Origin of the sequence: Limnohabitans sp. (assembly GCF_031539175.1) — a bacterium.
Lineage (GTDB): Bacteria > Pseudomonadota > Gammaproteobacteria > Burkholderiales > Burkholderiaceae_C > Limnohabitans.
In genome coordinates this window covers 78,130-95,384 of sequence record NZ_JAVKLQ010000007.1, presented here as the reverse complement: position 1 = coordinate 95,384, position 17,255 = coordinate 78,130, and the positions used below count along the sequence as shown (strand labels likewise).

General features: G+C 54.1%; 18 protein-coding genes and 1 tRNA gene. 7 read left to right on the top strand and 12 right to left on the bottom strand.

Features of this window, described 5'->3' with window-relative positions; all coding sequences use genetic code 11:
• Positions 1-7: 7 nt before the first annotated feature.
• The 4 genes from RMS95_RS01810 to RMS95_RS01795 are packed head-to-tail and all read right to left on the bottom strand — an operon-like array spanning position 8 to position 3,837.
• A complete protein-coding gene (locus RMS95_RS01810) occupies positions 8-982 on the bottom strand; it encodes a branched-chain amino acid ABC transporter permease (protein ID WP_310643059.1) in 975 nt (324 codons plus the stop codon).
• Positions 979-1,857 carry a branched-chain amino acid ABC transporter permease gene (locus RMS95_RS01805; protein ID WP_310643057.1) on the bottom strand — a complete coding sequence of 293 codons (879 nt, stop codon included), beginning with the start codon at positions 1,855-1,857 and terminating at the stop codon, positions 979-981. The genes RMS95_RS01810 and RMS95_RS01805 overlap by 4 nt, the downstream gene beginning before the upstream one ends.
• Positions 1,857-3,023: an ABC transporter substrate-binding protein gene (locus RMS95_RS01800; RefSeq protein ID WP_310643055.1), complete on the bottom strand. Its 1,167-nt coding sequence runs from the start codon at positions 3,021-3,023 to the stop codon at positions 1,857-1,859. Before RMS95_RS01800 ends, RMS95_RS01805 begins: the two co-directional genes overlap by 1 nt.
• A gap of 37 nt (positions 3,024-3,060) precedes the next feature.
• Complete coding sequence (locus tag RMS95_RS01795; protein ID WP_310643053.1) at positions 3,061-3,837, bottom strand: GntR family transcriptional regulator; 777 nt, start codon at positions 3,835-3,837, stop codon at positions 3,061-3,063.
• 201 nt (positions 3,838-4,038) lie between these two features.
• On the opposite strand from RMS95_RS01795, the gene RMS95_RS01790 reads away from it, so the two are divergent.
• Positions 4,039-5,445 (top strand): ATP-binding protein, encoded by a 1,407-nt coding sequence (locus RMS95_RS01790; RefSeq protein ID WP_310643051.1) that lies wholly within the window; start codon positions 4,039-4,041, stop codon positions 5,443-5,445.
• Between the two features lie 5 nt (positions 5,446-5,450).
• On the opposite strand, the gene RMS95_RS01785 is transcribed toward RMS95_RS01790, so the two are convergent.
• The 4 genes from RMS95_RS01785 to RMS95_RS01770 all read right to left on the bottom strand — a co-directional run bounded on the left by RMS95_RS01785 (position 5,451) and on the right by RMS95_RS01770 (position 7,208).
• Entirely contained in the window at positions 5,451-5,798 is a 348-nt protein-coding gene (locus RMS95_RS01785; RefSeq protein ID WP_310643050.1) for a hypothetical protein, read from the bottom strand.
• A 217-nt stretch (positions 5,799-6,015) separates the two neighbouring features.
• A complete protein-coding gene (locus RMS95_RS01780) occupies positions 6,016-6,234 on the bottom strand; it encodes a hypothetical protein (RefSeq protein ID WP_310643048.1) in 219 nt (72 codons plus the stop codon).
• Positions 6,231-6,578, bottom strand: coding sequence for a DUF3223 domain-containing protein (locus RMS95_RS01775; RefSeq protein WP_310643047.1), 348 nt, complete (start codon positions 6,576-6,578; stop codon positions 6,231-6,233). The genes RMS95_RS01780 and RMS95_RS01775 overlap by 4 nt, the downstream gene beginning before the upstream one ends.
• A gap of 87 nt (positions 6,579-6,665) precedes the next feature.
• Positions 6,666-7,208: a macro domain-containing protein gene (locus tag RMS95_RS01770; RefSeq protein WP_310643045.1), complete on the bottom strand. Its 543-nt coding sequence runs from the start codon at positions 7,206-7,208 to the stop codon at positions 6,666-6,668.
• Positions 7,209-7,792: 584 nt separating this feature from the next.
• Here RMS95_RS01770 and RMS95_RS01765 point away from each other — a divergent pair.
• From RMS95_RS01765 to RMS95_RS01750, 4 genes are read left to right on the top strand one after another with little or no spacing between them, the layout of a single operon-like run.
• Positions 7,793-8,296, top strand: coding sequence for a BrxE family protein (locus RMS95_RS01765; RefSeq protein ID WP_310643044.1), 504 nt, complete (start codon positions 7,793-7,795; stop codon positions 8,294-8,296).
• Positions 8,293-9,078 (top strand): DUF1819 family protein, encoded by a 786-nt coding sequence (locus RMS95_RS01760; protein WP_310643042.1) that lies wholly within the window; start codon positions 8,293-8,295, stop codon positions 9,076-9,078. Before RMS95_RS01765 ends, RMS95_RS01760 begins: the two co-directional genes overlap by 4 nt.
• Positions 9,059-9,631 carry a BREX protein BrxB domain-containing protein gene (locus RMS95_RS01755; protein ID WP_013692224.1) on the top strand — a complete coding sequence of 191 codons (573 nt, stop codon included), beginning with the start codon at positions 9,059-9,061 and terminating at the stop codon, positions 9,629-9,631. The genes RMS95_RS01760 and RMS95_RS01755 overlap by 20 nt, the downstream gene beginning before the upstream one ends.
• Before the next feature lie 15 nt (positions 9,632-9,646).
• Positions 9,647-10,015 carry a hypothetical protein gene (locus RMS95_RS01750; RefSeq protein WP_310643038.1) on the top strand — a complete coding sequence of 123 codons (369 nt, stop codon included), beginning with the start codon at positions 9,647-9,649 and terminating at the stop codon, positions 10,013-10,015.
• A 129-nt stretch (positions 10,016-10,144) separates the two neighbouring features.
• Here the strand turns inward: RMS95_RS01750 and RMS95_RS01745 are convergent, their stop codons facing one another.
• Positions 10,145-10,684 (bottom strand): hypothetical protein, encoded by a 540-nt coding sequence (locus RMS95_RS01745; protein ID WP_310643037.1) that lies wholly within the window; start codon positions 10,682-10,684, stop codon positions 10,145-10,147.
• A gap of 42 nt (positions 10,685-10,726) precedes the next feature.
• On the opposite strand from RMS95_RS01745, the gene RMS95_RS01740 reads away from it, so the two are divergent.
• Together RMS95_RS01740 and brxL are read left to right on the top strand one after the other, a co-directional pair.
• Positions 10,727-12,475, top strand: a complete 1,749-nt coding sequence (locus RMS95_RS01740; protein WP_310643036.1) for a PglZ domain-containing protein — start codon at positions 10,727-10,729, stop codon at positions 12,473-12,475.
• Positions 12,476-12,480: 5 nt separating this feature from the next.
• Positions 12,481-14,577: a BREX system Lon protease-like protein BrxL gene (gene brxL / locus RMS95_RS01735; protein ID WP_310643034.1), complete on the top strand. Its 2,097-nt coding sequence runs from the start codon at positions 12,481-12,483 to the stop codon at positions 14,575-14,577.
• Between the two features lie 276 nt (positions 14,578-14,853).
• Here brxL and RMS95_RS01730 read toward each other — a convergent pair.
• The 3 genes from RMS95_RS01730 to ispH form a co-directional block, all read right to left on the bottom strand.
• A tRNA-Ser gene (locus tag RMS95_RS01730) sits at positions 14,854-14,943 on the bottom strand.
• A gap of 34 nt (positions 14,944-14,977) precedes the next feature.
• Entirely contained in the window at positions 14,978-16,300 is a 1,323-nt protein-coding gene (gene serS / locus RMS95_RS01725) for a serine--tRNA ligase (protein WP_310643032.1), read from the bottom strand.
• Entirely contained in the window at positions 16,301-17,236 is a 936-nt protein-coding gene (gene ispH, locus RMS95_RS01720; RefSeq protein ID WP_310643030.1) for a 4-hydroxy-3-methylbut-2-enyl diphosphate reductase, read from the bottom strand.
• Positions 17,237-17,255: the final 19 nt, after the last annotated feature.

Here is a 17,255-nt window from a genome sequence, read left to right as displayed (position 1 = left end):
TTCGCGCTCATGACTGCCCCTCTTTGCGCGCAGCAGAAAACCAAGTCCAAGGGCGAATCAAGCGCTCGCGCCCGACCAAGACCAGCACCACCAAGAACAGTCCCATCCAAAACGTCCAATATTGTGGGGTGATGCTGGCAATCACGTCGTACATCAGCTTGAACGCCACCGCACCCGCGATGCCGCCATACAACCAACCCACACCACCAATGGCGAGCATCAGCATCACATCGGCGGATCGATCCATGGCAAAGACATCGAGTGATGCAAAGCCTGTGGTCTGCGCCATCAAGGCGCCAGCAGCACCCGCGATACCTGCCGCCACGGTGTAAACCACGGCCAAACGGGCTGTCACAGGAATGCCAATGGCCATCGCACGTAAGCGGTTGTCGCGCACGGCCTTGAGCGTCGCGCCCAAAGGCGCATGCACCAAACGGCGCGCCAGCACAAACAACACCAAGAGCACCACCAAGGAGTACCACGCCGAAGTCTGGCCCATCAGATCAAACTCAAACTGCCCGAGCAACGGCCCCATGATGACGCCTTGCAAACCATCGGCGCCGCCTGTCAAGTCGCTGAACTTGTTGGCCAACTCCAGCAAGATGAGCGCAGTGCCCAAGGTCACCATCAAGCGCGTCAAATCGCTGCCACGCATGATGGTCAGTGAACACAACGCGCCCAGCAAAGTGGCTGCGCCCATGCCCACCATCAAGCCCAACACAGGGTCGGGATGGATGTGCTTGGCAAACAGAGCGGCCGAATACGAACCAAACCCCAAAAACGCGGCATGCCCCAAAGACACGATGCCGGTGTAACCCAGCACCAAGTCCAGCGACACCGCGAACAAAGCCACGATGGCGATCTCGTTGATGATGAGTGCGTGCTGCGCCAGCCCCCAAGGCGAAGCAAACGCCAGCACCCAAAACACCAGCTCCAAAGGCTGCCAACGGGCTGCACGCAACAAGGAAGTGTGTGCGTTCATGACTTGCCTCCTTGGCGAACGAAGAGGCCTTGCGGACGCCAAATCAAAATCGCAATCATCAGGGCGTACACAATGAATGCGCCCAATTTAGGGATGTAGTACTTGCCCGCCACATCGGCAATGCCCAGCAGCAAAGCGGCGAGCAAGGGCCCCGTGATGGAGGTGGTGCCGCCCACGGCGACCACAATCAAAAAGTACACCATGAATTTCAAAGGAAAGGTCGGGTCCAAGCCCAGCACCTCAGCGCCCAATGCGCCGCCCAAACCTGCCAAGCCAGAACCCACGGCAAACGTCGCGGCAAACACCACGTTCACGTTAATCCCTAAGCCCGACGCAGCACGCGGGTCGTCCACACTGGCGCGCAAACGGCTGCCAAAACGCGTGGCCGACAACACATATTGCAAGCCCACCGTCAACGCCGCGCACACCGCGATGATGAACAAGCGGTAGTGGCCCATGCCCAACACAAACGGCGTGTCGGCAAACAACTCGGTGCGCCCGCGCAGCCAATCGGGCAGCTGCATGATTTGCTGCTGCGAGCCCATCAGATAGTCCGCCGAGGCCACAGCCATGAAGGCCAAGCCAATTGAAAACAACACTTGATCCAAGTGCGGCTTTTTGTACATGGGCCGGTACAGCGTGCGCTCCAGCACCACACCGACGGCGGCCGAGGCCAAAAAGGCCAACGGTAAACACACCAAAAACGGCACGCCGTGACGCTGCATCAGCGCCACGGTGACGTAGCCACCCAGCATGGCAAACGCGCCATGCGCGAGGTTGATGAAGTTCATCAACCCCATGGTCACGCACAAGCCCACTGCCAGAATAAACAGCAGCATGCCGTACGCGACACCGTCAAACAACAGAGTGAGCATTACTTGGTCTTGCCTGGGTCTTTGACGTCAGCAATGGTGCTGAACTCTTGGTTGTAGAGCTGACCGCCCACCTTCTCCACCTTGCGGATGTAGATGTTGTGCACCACATCACGCGTTTGCGCATCGATGAACATGGAGCCGCGTGGGCTTTCAAACAACTGGCCTTTCATGGCGTTGAGCAAAGCCTCACCATTGCCCCCCTTGGTGGTCTTGGCGGCTTCGTAAATCACGCGCATGCCGTCGTAACCGCCCACCGCCATGAAGTTGGGGCGCAAGCCCGCGTTGGCTTTTTCAAACGCGGCCACAAACTTCTTGTTGAGGGGGGAGTTGTGTGAAGCCGAGTAGTGGTGAGACGTCACAACACCATTGGCCACATCGCCCATGCTGTTCAAAATATCGTCATCGGTGATGTCGCCTGTGCCGATCAACTTGATACCGACTTTGTCCATGCCGCGCTCGGCAAATTGCTTCATCAACGCCGCACCTGCGCCCGAAGGCACGAAGACGAACAAAGCGTCGGGCTTCAGGTCACGCACTTTTTGCAAGAACGGGGCGAAGTCGGGGTTGCGCATGGGCACGCGCAGGGTGTCCAACACTTGGCCGCCGTTGAAGAGCATTCGGTCTTTGAAAAACTTTTCAGCATCAATGCCAGGGCCGTAGTCGGACACCAAGGTCACCACTTTCTTGATGCCGTTGTTAGGCGCCCAATCGGCCATGGCCACCGCGGCTTGGGGCAGCGTGAAGCTGGTGCGCACCACATAAGGCGAGGCTTGCGTGATGCTGGAAGTGGCCGCGGCCATCACCACCATCGGCGTTTTAGATTGCGTGGCTAAAGGCGCAGTGGCCAAAGCCAGCGGCGTCAAACCAAAACCTGCCAACACGTTGACCTTGTCGTTCACCACCAACTCTTGGGCGATGCGCTTGGTCACATCAGGGGCGCTGGTGTCGTCTTTGACGATCAACTCGACTTTTTTGCCGCCGACGGTGTCACCGTTTTGTGCCATGTACAAGCGGGCTGCTGCTTCAATTTGTTTGCCGGTGGAGGCGAAGGGGCCGGTCATGGGCAAGATCAAACCGATCTTGAATTTATCTTGGGCCAAGGCCGAGCCTGCATGAGCAGCCAACAGACCAAGCGCGATAGCGCTGAGGAAAAAACGTTTTTGCATGAACTGTCTCCTTTGAATGAATCGAAAAATCTGAAACTCAATTGGGGCGAATCAAACGCATGCCCATGATGGCGTTGCTTTTCAAATCAGGTCGGTGCACCGCCTCACGTAAATTGCGCTGCGCCAACCGCGAGTGCTCACGCATGATGGCTTCGGCTCGAGCACCTTCGCGGCGCATCACCGCATCGAGCACTTGGCGGTGCTGGTCTTGCGCGACCACCAACATGTCACGGGCTTGGGGCGTGTTGGCCTGCACCACCACAAAGCCCGAGGGGGACGCAAAAGGCAAACTGCCCACGCGCGCCAGCTCGCGCTGCAGCATCGGCGAGCCAGAAAGTTGGCCCAGCAAACCATGAAATTGGGCATTCAGACGGACATAACTTGAGAAAGCCTCGTCATCGAGCGTGAGCGCTTGCAGCAGCCCATCGATGTCGTCCAAGCATTGCGCTGCTTGGGCCAACAGTGCGGCTGAAACGCCACGCTCCGCAGCCAAACGCACCGCCAAGCCTTCCACGGTTCCCCGCAACTCAATGGCATCCGCCACATCGCTTTCCAAAAAAGTGCGAACGCCAAAACCACCGCTCGACAACTGCTGCAGCAGGCCTTCTTGTTCCAAACGAATCAAGGCCGCGCGAATGGGCGTGCGCGACACACCCAGCCGCTCGACCATGGACAATTCGGTGATGCGCGCACCGGCTTCCAACTCACCTGCGAAAATCATTTCTCGCAATTTAAGTTGAACTTTGACAGTTTGTGAACCGCCCTCGTCCGAACCTTCAGACGCAGTAGCAGCGAGGGAGACATGGGTATGCATATCTAAAATTGTATACATCAACCGTCGATTTCCAGCTAAAAATCGCCATTCACAGGGTTTTCACCATTTTTTTGTATCCAACAATGGGGAACATCGGCATGGCGAGCAGCTTCGAATTCGGCGAGTGGCGACTCAAGGTGCGATTCATCAATTCTGCTAAATTGATATTTTTAATATAGCCACCTGACGCAACATGACGGCATGACCTACTACGACATACAAACCATTTATTTAGTCACTGGATTTCTCTATGTATTACTCCCCGCCACCGCGTGGATGGTGCTGTCGAGTCAGCGCTCTACAGCGGCCGCCTTGTGGTGCAGCGGCGGGCTAATTTTTAGTCTGTCGTGCTTCTTTTTTGCCATTCGCGGCAGCGGCCCCGATTGGTTGACCCATTCCGTTGCTAACTATTTGCTGTGGATCGCCAACATCTTGCCCATCTTGGCATTGCGCATGCAACTCCAACGCCCTTGGCGATTGGGCACCGTGTTGGCCGGGCTTTTGGTCGCCATCCTCGTGTTTGAATATTGGAACCTCGTGGCAGAAAACCACATGATGAGGTTTCTGTGGTCCGCATGTATCTTGGTGGGGCTTTTTGCCTACATCCACCGACTCTCGTTTCAGATTGCCCGAACCCAACACATACGCAGCGCCAATTGGCTGGCTGCTGTGTACTTCATTGCCGCTTGCATCATCGGTCTTCGCTTTTTGCGCGTCACCTTAGGCTTCGCACCTGCGGGCGCGACGGTCTCAGGCTTTGACAGCGTCCTGACCGTCTTTATGGGCATAGTGACCTCAGTGCTTGGCAATTTTGCCTTTGTCGGCACGTTTTTAGAACGCGCCTCACAGCAAAGCGCCCAAGCAGCCATCTTGCGCGCCAGACAAGAGGAGGCGCAACGCTTGGGGGCGCAAATCGCACACCTCGACCGACAACGCGCACTCGGCACCATGTCGGCCTCGTTTGCGCATGAACTTAGCCAACCGTTAACGGCAATCCTGATGGACGCGCAAAACGCCAAAACGGCTTTAACGACCCAACATTTCAATGCAGCGGAGTTAGCGCACAGCTTAGAAGAGATTCAAAACAGTTCGAACCGTGCGGTCGCTTTGATTGAACGCATACGAAATTTCATCAAACCCAACCAAACGCACCAGAAATTGGTGGATCTTCAACGCTTGACACGCGATATAACGGATCTGATGCGCATTCGGGCTCGAGCAAACGATGTGCAGTTTCAGCTCGATCTAGACGCCCCAAACGCCTTGGTCTGGGGTGATCGCGTTGAGTTGTCGCAAATTATGGTCAACGTGTTGCGCAATGCCATTGAAGCGATGCAACACAGCACGACACGATTTGTGACGGTGCGTCTGACAACCACACAAGACCGCTGCATTTTGCGATTCAGCGACACCGGTCCCGGTATTGCACCTGAATTGCTGGACCGCGTGGGGACACCGTTTGTGACCTCCAAAGCCGACGGTCTTGGGGTTGGATTGGCCATCTCACGCGCCATTGCAGAGAAGCATGGCGGCACGCTCACGATCGCCAACTCGGCCAGTGGCGGGGCATGCGTAACGTTGGATTTGCCACGCGCGAGCTCACCCTAAGCAAGCTACGCGATCATGGACACCCATCCCACGTTGCTCAAGTCCTGCATGAAAAAACTCTTCCTGCGCTGCAACCATCGCTTGGCATTGATGCGCGTGAAATGCTGCACCATGTCGCGCTTAAATGCCTCGGGTCCTGTCATGCGCAGCTGATAGTCGCCGGTATAAATATTGTCTTCTTGTCCAAACTCCACAGTCACCAAATTTTTTTGCAAAATCGCTGCCAAGCCCTGCAGCCATTGAAAGGTGGCATGTGGCATTTGAGCTCCTGTTGCCACAGCAAGGATGACGCCGTCACCCAACCACGTCAAATGGTCAAACATCACAATGGCACCACAGAGGTCGGGACGCATCTCGTCAGGCAACGGCGTATGTGGCTGACGCCAAGCGCAAGCAAAATCTCGACACGGTTGAGTGGGCCTCGATGCATAAATGTTGCAACCCTCGCTCGTGCAGTGTTGGCAAGGCACGCCTAACTTCGCATGGGCCACAGGTCCTTGAACATCTAACTAACCTTCACAGCAAGCGGTACATGGCAGACATGATCGTGTGTTGAGTGAGGTCATCCGATTAGCCCAGAACAATGCGCACAGACATCGCACAAGTGAAGCAAATGATGGCGACGGTTGAACTGATGCAAATGACGTTCCAATCACGCGCCTCGTCATGCAAATCGAGAATGCGTTCAGGCGCTTTTTCAACTTGAAGGTGCGTGGTGGCCAACGCCTTCGGGTGATGGGGTGTGCTGATTTGAGCGATCTCGTCGGAAGGGTCGGGTGGATGGGTCAACTTGGCTTGGATATCCCTTTGGGCTTTCCTTTCACTGCATCAATGTAAGAAAAATCTGTTTCGCTTCCATCATTACGAACGACCCAAAATCCAGAACTACTCCAGCCTGTTCCAGTATTTAAACGACGCTCAAAGTGATCAATTAAGCCATTACCTTTGAGTGGTTCTCCAACGGCTTCAAGAACGGGGTCGTAGCGATCTATAAGGCTAACCAAATCTGTGTGATGAGATACATCACTTATCCGATCGCCATCTGAATATGCGTGCAGAATTTTCTTGAAGTGCTCAAGAGCACTTGATTGAGTCTTAAATGTCAGCGATCCAACAGTGACTGATTTCGCCATGAATAAATATCCTTTTTAGAGCGCCAAGACATAGACTTTGATTCTAAAAATTACCGCTGATTTTTTAAACCTTTTAACTGATATGCATCACTTGTCCACCATAGAGAGGCACGAGTTTCCCTTGGGTGACGATTTGAGGATTGACGTAAAGGTCGCCTTCATTTCTTGAGTGCCAACGCAAATTCGAACCAAATGGATCTCTGGGTGGTCCTCACTTCGACTCAGTAGGCCATTGATGATGATTTCAGCAGACAACTCTGGTGGGAACTTGAAAACGCCAGTTCCCATTGCGGGCATGGCCATTGATTTGATACCTGCTTCTTTGGCCACACGGAGAGTCTGAGCAACTGCAAGGTCGAGGTATTTCTCGGGGTGGTCGTCATTGATGAAGCTGGCTGCCCTAGCGTGAATTACAAAAGCGTTTGGCAATTCAAAACCAGGGGTCACAACCGCCTCACCCAGCGCAATCGGCGAATGGCGACGGCAGTATTGCTCTAGTTCTGGCCCAGCTGCAGTATGAATTGCACCGGCAACGCCTGATCCAAAGCGAAGATTGGCATTGGCCGAATTAACCAGGGCATCAACATCCGGCTGCTGGACGATGTTGCCAATGACGATTTCAATCTGCATGAAGTTCAGGTACCTTAAAAATCGTCAAAGTCATTCCTGGATTTTTTTAAGCCGATCCCAAAGTCGTCGCTCGGGGTGTTGAAAACAGCGCCAATTCCGGTGGCTGTACTTCCCATGCGAGTGCTGCCATCAGTACTAAAGCTGCCCATCTGGGTAAAAACAGACCCATCTGACCCGACGGTGGTAGAACCCATCTTTGTGTAGGTCGTGCCGTCAGACGAGACGCTGGTTGTGTCCGAGGCCATTGACCAGCCCATACCAGTCGAAGAACAGATCGAATCAGATGTGCAGTGGGCGCGGATTGTTCATATTGAACTGGTCCCACATCCTGGCATTACCCATCCTAAAGCAATTGAAGCAGATTTCAGAATGAACAACGGCGTGCTGTCGCTAGAAATGCGAGCCCCACTGGTTGGGTATGCCCTACGGCGATGGTCAGTTGATTGTTCGACCAAGCACATCTTGGATCCCAAAGAACATCACCTCTGGCTGAAGAATTCACAAACACTATACGGAGTGGAAAGTGCGACTCTCGCGCCAGGATACTCAAGCACCGAAAAACATTAAAAATAGTTGAATAATTTATGAACTCAATATCCGCAACAATTGCTGAACTACGTGTTCTTGTGGGTTACCTCGGCGAGAAAGATCAAGCTAATTGGTGGAGTAGCGAGTTCTTCAGCGCTACAGCAGCTGCCTTTTTAGCGCCGATATTTAACCGATCTTTGTTTCTTGCCCAATACCAAGGGGCCACAGCGGCAGCGGCGAAGGCACATGACGAAGCCGTTGGTGTAGGCCGTATATATCACCTTTTCCGTTTGCCCATAGGACAAGAGCAAGCATCTGCTGATGCTCTAAGCGATGCCGCTTTCGTACAAACGATAAAAGCCCGACTAGCGAGTCGAGAGTTGGCGCTTGCGCGTCTGGCTGAGTTGGCTGGCAAACCAGAATCCGCATCACCCGGTGCCATTTCGCTGGGCCAGATGAGTCAAGACCTAAAAGCTGAACTGCAACGTGCTGCGGGCTTTTATTGTGCCGCCTTCACCTCCGGAATTCAGACTTTCCCCTACGTCCGGGAGGTTGAGTGAGTCAGCAGCGCTACTACACCACTCAGCTACAAGCCGGGTTGGGTCTCCTAGAAGAAACAAGGCAGCTGCTCCAGGTTTATCAGCCTGGTATGAGTGCGTCGCAGCTCTATGAGGCCGCGCTGGCATCGGGTCGCTTCCCTTTGGTAACGGCAAGACGCCTACGCAATATTGTTGCCGAGTGCTTTGCCCCACGCTACATGCGCGACCCGCACGTTGCCGCGCGCCTCAAGTCCCTGGTTGATCGTTTCACGACCGCCGAGCTCAATCAGCTGCTCTTTATCTATACGGCGCGCGCCAATCTTGTGTTGGCGGACTTCGTCCGAGAAGTTTACTGGGCGCGCTATTCAGCCGGGCGAAATGACCTCCAACTGGAAGACGCACGCACCTTTGTTGCCAACAGCGTGCGCGAAGGAAAAACGCAAAAGCCATGGTCTGAGACCACGATCAAGCGCATCGCATCGTATTTGATGGGCTGCTGCGCCGACTATGGATTGCTCACAACCACAGGTCGCAACCAGCGCTCGATTGCTGCATATCGCATCTTGCCAAAGGTCGCCGCCTACTTGGCCTACGACTTGAAGTTCAGTGGTCTCGGCGACAACCAAATTGTTTCAAGCTCCGACTGGGATCTCTTCGGGCTGGAACGTGCCGACGTCCGAGACCAACTGAAACGTTTGTCATTACAAGGCCTGCTCATTTTCCAGGCCGCCTCCGATGTCGTGCATATCGGGTGGACCTATAAAAGCATGGAGGAACTGATCGATGTCATCGCTCAAAGCTGATTTCAATGAGTTGATGGAGCGAATCAAGCAGGGGCGCGAGTTTGGCCATGCCAGCTTCGAGCCTATTTTCTACTTGGTTTTCCCGCCGAATCAGATCCTCAATGTAAAGCGCGAAACACCCGCGTGGATGCACCGACTGCGCAACGAAGGCTGGGAAGTCGAAACGTTTTCGATCGCCGAGCATGTTGCGGACATTATCGAGAAGGCACCACTTCGCAAGATCTGGCTCGCAGCCGATCAGAAAGCGCCGTTGGCATGGGACAAGACCAATGCGTCGCTCGCCAATGCCATTAGCAATGGCGCGTTGCAGGCACGCATCGAAGCCAAGCTGGCCGAGCTTGAGGGCAAGCCTAAGGCCATTTTGCTAGTCACCGACCTTGAGGCGCTGCATCCCTATACGCGCATCGGTGTCATCGAAGGCAAGCTGCAAGGCAAGTTCCATGTGCCCACAGTGTTCTTCTACCCTGGCGTGCGCACCGGCAAGACCCGACTCAAATTCCTGGGGTTCTACCCCGACGATGGCAACTACCGCTCTGTCCACGTCGGCGGCTAATCATTGAGGCAAAACATGACGATCAAAAAACTCTTCGACCCCAGCAAGAACATCAATCGCAGCATTGAAAAGGTCATCACCTATGGCGTGTCACAAGAGGCGCGCCTGAAATCGGAAATCTCCGAATATGTGGTCACCGACAGCATCGACCAGCAGTTCGAGAATCTCCTGCTCAAAATGGAAGCCGCCATGGATATTGGTGGCGAAAATGAAGTCGGCGTTTGGGTGTCAGGCTTCTATGGCTCCGGTAAGAGCTCTTTCACCAAGTATCTGGGCTTGGCATTTGACGATCGCATCACCATTGATGGCGTCCCCTTCATCCAGCACCTTCAAGATCGTCTCAAGCGCCAGCAAACCAAATCATTGCTGTCGAACGTAGGCTGATAGGTTGGTGCGATCTTGAGCAAGGTGTCGCGCAGGTCGGTCAGCTCTTGCTCGAAGGTTTGCAAGGTTTCGTACTGCTTTTCCTCATCACGAGAGCGGCCGCTGCCCTTCATGCGCAACTCTGCGCACTCACGGCTGATTTGCGTCAGTTTGCTGCGCTGTACCGACAATCCACACCTTGCCGTCGCCGATGTTTTTTAGGTTCTTCGCCAGACCATCGAGGTTCAGAATCAGGTTGGGCCGTGGGCCAACGTACTGACCCACTTCATCAATGATGAAGATGATGTATTCCTTGCCCGATGCCTCGCGGGCAATCTCCAGCATTTCACGCACACGGTCGTTTTCGAAGACGACGATCTCACTGGATTCGGTGGTGAACGAGGTAGGCGTCTTGAAAAGCGTGGGGTACAGCTTTTGAGCGATCTCAGGGATGAGGCTGTCGACCACCAACTCGTCATTGCGGTAGTTGTTCCAGTCTTCACCGCCCGCAGCTTCTTTGAATGCGTCAAGGAATTCGTTGTAGCGGCCTTCCTTCTTAAGCCTGCGTTCCAGCGCAGCAACCTTTAGATTGCGCGAGTAGCCCGCCCATTGCAGAACCTTGTAGAACAGGACCGTCGACACCTCTTCCATGGTCGCACCGGCGACCTGTTCGCTGGCCAGGTCCAACATCAGCACTGCAGCTGGAAAGCGCTTGGCTACCTGTGCGATCTGTTGCGTAACGATCGCCGCACGCAGAGTGTCTATATCGACCGTGCGGAAGAAATTGAGAAGGATCTCAATCTGGTCAGCCAATTTGCAGGTTGGTCTGATTTGGGCGACCGCGACACCTTCCCATTTGAGGAACGCACGTTTTTGAGCCGAGCGATCGAAGGCATCTTGCGTGATGACATCGACCGTGTGCGGAGCATCTCAGAGCGTCATCAGCAATCGGTGTGGACAGGCAAAGGCGAGAGCCGCGCCCAGTGGGATTTGATTCGATCGGCCACTGAGCTGCTGCAAACCTGCGATGACATGGAGCGGCAACTCTCAGACAACGCACGCAATCTTGATGTGCTGCTGGCCTTTTACGTGAGCAGCCTGCGTGAAGCTGATCGCTTGCATCGCGAGTTTGAACAGGCAGTTAGCGATTACGACTGGCAAGACGCGCAAGGTGTCATGACGCCGGTCAAGCAGCAGGTGCGTAAGCAGTACGGCAAGCTGGTCGAGAAGGTGCAGTTGATCTTTACTCGCCATGTGGAACAAAGCGGATGGCCCCTGGCTGGGCAACTATCGAACGCTGATGTGTTCGACCGCATCGTTGGGCCCAAGCTGCAAAAGAACGGCCACAAGGTGGCGTACTTCATGATCGATGCGCTTCGCTATGAATTGGGCGTGGCGCTGGAACGGCAACTGACGGAAGACGGGCAAGTTGAAGTGCAGGCTGCCATGGCGCAGCTACCAAGCATCACGCCAGTCGGCATGGCCAGCTTGTTGCCCGGGGCTGGCCAGCAGCTTCGCATCAAGAATGACGCAAAGAGCCTGGTGCCAATGCTGGGTGACCAGGTGGTGGATACGGTTGCGCAGCGCATGGATGTGTTTCGGAAGAAGTATGGCCAGCGCTTTGAAGAGGGGCGTCTGGAAGACTTCGTTCGCGGTCGTTTCGATTTCTCGCCCGAAACCGATTTGTTGGTGCTGCGCGCGGTGGAAATTGATAGCCATTTTGAAAACCACCCCGACACTGCCCCTGCAGAGATTACCAATGCGCTCAAACGGATTCGCGTCGCGATCCATAAGCTGAAAGAGCGTGGCTTTCACGAGGTGGTGATCGCGACCGATCACGGTTTCTTCATGAACACCCACGCTGGCGCTGGCGATGTCTGCAGCAAGCCCGCTGGTGACTGGATTGGCATTCATGACCGGTGCGCGCTAGGCGAAGGTGCTAGCGACAGCAATCACCTGGTCGCTTCAGCAGAGAAGATGGGCATTCGCGGAGACTTTGCCAAGTTCGCTGCGCCACTTTCGCTGGCGGCCTATCGCAGTGGTTTGCTCTATTACCATGGCGGCATTTCTTTACAGGAATGCGTGGTGCCGGTAATCACGATGCAGTTGAAAACTTCCAATCAACCGACACTGCATAAAGCATCTGTGGCGATGAGCTACAAGAACGGTGCCAAGGCCATTACCACACGTATGCCGGTGATTGACCTTACGGTTGAAACGGCAGACATGTTCTCAACTGATAACGAGTTCGAAATTTTGCTGGAGGCACACAACAGCAAGGGCGAAGTTGTGGGCGAAGCGAAGGCTGGTGGCGCTGTTAATCCGGCAACGGGAACTTTGTCCTTGAAGCCGGGCGACAAGGTTCAAGTCACGATCAAGATGCAAATAGATTTCGAAGGGAAATTCAAGATAAAGGCTTTGCATCCAACGACTTATACGGCTTACTGCCAACTTGACCTGACAACTGACTATGCGGTGTAAATACTATGAATGAACTCGACCAAAAGCTGACAGCTATCTTTGATGGCAAAGTGCTGCGCAAGGATTTACTCCATCGGATTAAGAAGGGAACCAACGTCCCGACTTTCGTTCTGGAATTTCTTTTGGCACGCTTTTGTGCCAGCGACGACCAGGCAGAAATGGATTCAGGCATGGAGGCCGTCCTAGCTAGTCTGCAAGACAATTACGTGAAACCAGACGAAGCTAATGCTGCGCAGTCAAAGGTTGCTACCAAGGGAAAGCACCGTTTTATTGATAAGGTTCATGTTCGGTATGTCGAGAAGGAGAAGCGCCACTGGGCCTCATTGGAGAACTTCAATTCACAGCGTATCGCTATCGGCGAAAAGTTTTACCGAGACAATGACCGCCTATTGGAAGGTGGCATTTGGGCAGAGGTGACGCTGGCACATAACGCAATCGAAGAAGACGACTACGCGTTTTACATTGAAGATCTGCGCCCCATCCAGATCAGTCGCTTTGATTTTGATCGCTACTGTGAAGGTCGCACTCAATTCACCCGTGACGAGTGGATTGCGGCCATTCTGCGCACCGTTGGCCTGGAGCCAACAAAGTTGTCCAAGCGCGTGCAAATGCACTTTATTGCGCGCCTGGCCGCCCTCGTTGAACCCAATTACAACTACATAGAACTTGGGCCACGCGGCACCGGGAAGTCTTATTTCTTCAGTGAATTTTCGCCCTACGCCACGTTGATTTCAGGTGGACAGGCGACTAAGTCGGCGTTGTTCTACAACAACGCACGCCGTAAGGTTGGACTGGTTGGTTTTTGGGATACCGTGGCTTTCGACGAGGTTGGCGGCATCAAAGTCAAAGACCCGGACACCATTCAAATCATGAAGGATTTCATGGCAAATGGTCGCTTCTCGCGTGGCGCAGAGGTAATTGCTGACGCCAGTTTGAGTTTTGTTGGCAACTTCGACCTATCCATCAGTCAAGTGGTCAACTCGGTTGAGCATGATCTTTTCCAGCCATTGCCCGCTGAGTTTGATCTGGCGATCATGGATCGATTCGCAGCCTACATACCTGGCTGGGAAATGCCCAAGAACAGCAGTGAATTTCTAACCAGTAGCTACGGGTTCATTACCGACTACTTGGCGGAAGCATTTCACTACCAGTTCAAACACACCAATCGTTACGAAGAAGTCAGCAAACGCATCCAACTTGGCAAGAGCGTTGAGGGCCGTGATGAAAAAGGCATCAAGAAAACCGTCTGTGCCTTCCTGAAGATTCTTCACCCTACTGGTTCTCCGACCGATGAAGAGTTTGAAGAATATGTAGCCTATGCCGTTGAGTGCCGTCGACGTGTTAAGGAGCAGATGAATAAACGCAAACCCGATGATGAGTTTGCGCGAATCGATCTCTCATTCATCAATGCGCAGGAGCAAGAGGTGATTGTGTATTGTCCTGAGTCGAAGGATGCGCCCGCCACGCAGCAACCGTTGAGGCGGCAACTCAACGACAAACTAGCACCAGAACGTGATGTTGAGACCGAGGCTATACAAAATCAAACTGGGTTAACGCCTGATCCTGTTTCTGTACCTGCAAACAAAGTTGAATTAACCCCTTCTGTTGAAGTACCTTTAGTTTTGCCATCTGAATTGATCGAGCGTCATTTCACGATCATGTATGACGATATTGGCTTCAGCTATGAGTCGATCATGGGTCCTTACCTGCAAGGAGCCAAGGCAGTTGTCATTGAGGACCCATATATACGGTTGCAACACCAAATCCAAAACTTTGTTCGCTTTTGCGAGACAGTCTTGCGGGCCACAACAATCAAGAGAATTTGTTTGATCACCGGTTATGACGATAAAACGCAGTTGGCGGAAATCGCCGAAAAAATGGAAGAACTCAAGCAAAGCTTGTTGGAACTAGATGTCGAGTTGGAAGTGAAACTAAATCCCAACATCCATGACCGCGAAATCCGGATCGACAATGGCTGGACTATCAAAATTGGTCGCGGTTTAGATTTCTATCAAAAACCAGGTGGTTGGTTTGAAGTCGGAGCAAATGACATGAGCTTGCGAAAGTGCCTAGAAACGAAAGTAGATATTTTTAGGACGTGAGAATCGGGCTGATAAAAAATCATAAGAAGACCAAATCGCTCTGAACAACGAAATTTCGTTCAGCTTGGTTCAAAGCCCGTTTTACAGAAATCAGCAATTTCACGGCTCAGAACCAAGTCCGAAAAGGTCATGAGGTTTTGAGACAAACGGGGTTTGAGACGCTTTTTCCGGCCCTCTGGCGGAGATGGCAGTCAGGAGCCCAAAGCAAAAAGCCCCGCTTGGTGAGGAGCCTAAGGCCGCCTCAAGGCCTGCTGAGCAGGTTTGAGGTCTTTGTACTGGCGGAGAGGGAGGGATTCGAACCCTCGGTAGGATCGCTCCTACGCCTGATTTCGAGTCAGGTACATTCGACCACTCTGCCACCTCTCCTGATGCGGTTCGTTTTGTCGAAGCCGATATTCTATCAGGCGCTCAACACTTCCAGCCCGCCCATGTAGGGGCGCAGCACGGCAGGTATGCGAATGCTGCCATCTGCTTGCTGATGATTTTCCAACACCGCCACCAAGGTACGGCCCACGGCCAAACCCGAGCCATTCAGGGTGTGGACCAACTCATTTTTACCTTGCGCATTTTTGAAGCGCGCTTGCAAACGGCGGGCTTGAAATGCTTCGCAGTTCGACACTGAGCTGATTTCACGGTAGGTGTTTTGCGCAGGCAACCACACTTCCAAGTCATGGGTCTTGGTGGCGCCAAAACCCATATCGCCCGTGCACAACGCCATCACGCGGTAGGGCAATTCCAATTTTTTCAACACGGCTTCGGCGTGGCCCGTCATGTCTTCCAAGGCTTGGTAACTGTGGTCGGGGTGCACGATTTGCACCATCTCCACTTTGTCGAACTGGTGCTGGCGAATCAGGCCACGGGTGTCGCGCCCTGCGCTGCCCGCTTCAGAGCGGAAGCATGGGGTATGCGCCGTGAGTTTGATGGGCAACTCAGCCTCAGCCACGATCACGTCACGCACGAAATTGGTCAACGGCACTTCGCTGGTGGGAATCAAATACAGCTCGGTGTTTTCGCCGCTGGCGACCCCGTCTTGTCCACCTTTCTTGGCAGCAAACAAATCTTCTTCAAACTTGGGCAACTGGCCTGTGCCTTTGAGGCTATCGGCGTTGACGATGTAAGGCGTGTAGCACTCGGTGTAACCGTGCTCTTGGGTTTGCAAGTCCAACATGAACTGCGCCAAGGCACGGTGCAAGCGGGCAATTTGGCCTTTCATCACCGTGAAGCGTGAGCCGGTCAGCTTGACGCCCATTTCAAAGTCGAGACCCAAGGGCTCGCCCAAGTCGACATGGTCTTTGGGGGCAAAGCCCAAGGCGGCAGGTTCGGTCCCCACAGGGCTCCAACGGCGCAGCTCCACGTTGCCATGCTCGTCCGCACCGACCGGCACGCTGTCGTGTGGCAAATTGGGCACCGCCAACAACAGGGCTTGCAACTCGGCTTGCAAGGCATCAAGACGCACGGCAGAGGTGTCGAGCTCGGTTTTGAGGTCGGCCACCTGCGCCATCACGGCGTCAGCACTTTCGCCTTTGGCCTTGAGCATGCCAATTTGCTTGGACAAGGTGTTGCGGCTGGACTGCAACTCTTCCGTGCGTGTTTGCAGGGTTTTGCGCTCAGCTTCGAGGGCTTGATACGCGTCCACATTCAAAAACGCTTGTGGTGTTTTGCGTGTTTCGAGTTTGGCAATGACGCTGGGCAAATCGCGGCGCAGCTGGGTGATATCTAACATTTACTTCAATCCTTTGGGGAGCGGGAATTTGATGGTTTCTTCAACACCATCCAAGGTTCGGACAGACACGGCACCCAAGGCGCGCATGCGGGCAATGACTTGTTGCACCAAGATGTCTGGGGCCGACGCACCAGCGGTCAGGCCCACGCGCGACTTGCGTTCAAACCAAACGGGTTGGAGTTCTTCGGCGTTGTCGACCATGTAGCTCTCTGCCCCGTAGCGCTGGGCCACATCGCGCAAGCGGTTGCTGTTGGAGCTGGTGGGGCTGCCCACCACGATGACCAAATCGACCTCGGCACTCAGCACCTTCACCGCGTCTTGGCGGTTTTGGGTCGCGTAGCAGATGTCTTGCATCTTGGGTTTACGGATATTGGGAAAACGGGCAATCACCGCGTCGGTGATGTGCGCGGCATCATCCACACTCAAAGTGGTCTGGGTCACCACAGCCAAACGCTCGGTTTGCTTAGGCGTCACATGCGCCACATCGGCCACGTCTTCCACCAAATAAATACCGTCTAACAACTGGCCCATCGTGCCTTCCACTTCGGGGTGCCCCTTGTGGCCAATCATGATGAACTCAAAGCCCTCTTTGTGCAGCTTGGCCACTTCGACGTGCACCTTGGTCACCAACGGGCAGGTGGCATCGAACACGGTGAACCCACGACGCTGCGCCTCCGCTTCCACCGATTTGGGCACGCCATGCGCGCTGAACACCAGCGTGGCACCAGGCGGCACATCGGCCAAGTCTTCGATGAAGATGGCACCGCGCTGCTTGAGGTTGTCCACCACGTAGGTGTTGTGCACGATCTCATGGCGCACATACACAGGCGCCCCGAACTTGGTCAACGCACGCTCCACGATCTCAATGGCGCGGTCGACGCCCGCGCAAAAGCCACGCGGCTCCGCAAGGACGATTTCTTGAAAAGTGCTGTTCATAAAACGGCAGCTCGCACGG

Coding starts and splice junctions, on each gene's coding strand:
- RMS95_RS01795 (WP_310643053.1), bottom strand. CDS start 3,837: ATGCATACCCATGTCTCCCTCGCTGCTACTGCGTCTGAAGGTTCGGAC.
- RMS95_RS01755 (WP_013692224.1), top strand. CDS start 9,059: ATGTCATCGCTCAAAGCTGATTTCAATGAGTTGATGGAGCGAATCAAG.
- ispH (WP_310643030.1), bottom strand. CDS start 17,236: ATGAACAGCACTTTTCAAGAAATCGTCCTTGCGGAGCCGCGTGGCTTT.
- RMS95_RS01810 (WP_310643059.1), bottom strand. CDS start 982: ATGAACGCACACACTTCCTTGTTGCGTGCAGCCCGTTGGCAGCCTTTG.
- RMS95_RS01785 (WP_310643050.1), bottom strand. CDS start 5,798: ATGCGTCCCGACCTCTGTGGTGCCATTGTGATGTTTGACCATTTGACG.
- RMS95_RS01750 (WP_310643038.1), top strand. CDS start 9,647: ATGACGATCAAAAAACTCTTCGACCCCAGCAAGAACATCAATCGCAGC.
- RMS95_RS01745 (WP_310643037.1), bottom strand. CDS start 10,684: ATGTTGGACCTGGCCAGCGAACAGGTCGCCGGTGCGACCATGGAAGAG.
- RMS95_RS01765 (WP_310643044.1), top strand. CDS start 7,793: ATGAACTCAATATCCGCAACAATTGCTGAACTACGTGTTCTTGTGGGT.
- RMS95_RS01770 (WP_310643045.1), bottom strand. CDS start 7,208: ATGCAGATTGAAATCGTCATTGGCAACATCGTCCAGCAGCCGGATGTT.
- RMS95_RS01790 (WP_310643051.1), top strand. CDS start 4,039: ATGACCTACTACGACATACAAACCATTTATTTAGTCACTGGATTTCTC.
- RMS95_RS01775 (WP_310643047.1), bottom strand. CDS start 6,578: ATGGCGAAATCAGTCACTGTTGGATCGCTGACATTTAAGACTCAATCA.
- serS (WP_310643032.1), bottom strand. CDS start 16,300: ATGTTAGATATCACCCAGCTGCGCCGCGATTTGCCCAGCGTCATTGCC.
- brxL (WP_310643034.1), top strand. CDS start 12,481: ATGAATGAACTCGACCAAAAGCTGACAGCTATCTTTGATGGCAAAGTG.
- RMS95_RS01805 (WP_310643057.1), bottom strand. CDS start 1,857: ATGCTCACTCTGTTGTTTGACGGTGTCGCGTACGGCATGCTGCTGTTT.
- RMS95_RS01800 (WP_310643055.1), bottom strand. CDS start 3,023: ATGCAAAAACGTTTTTTCCTCAGCGCTATCGCGCTTGGTCTGTTGGCT.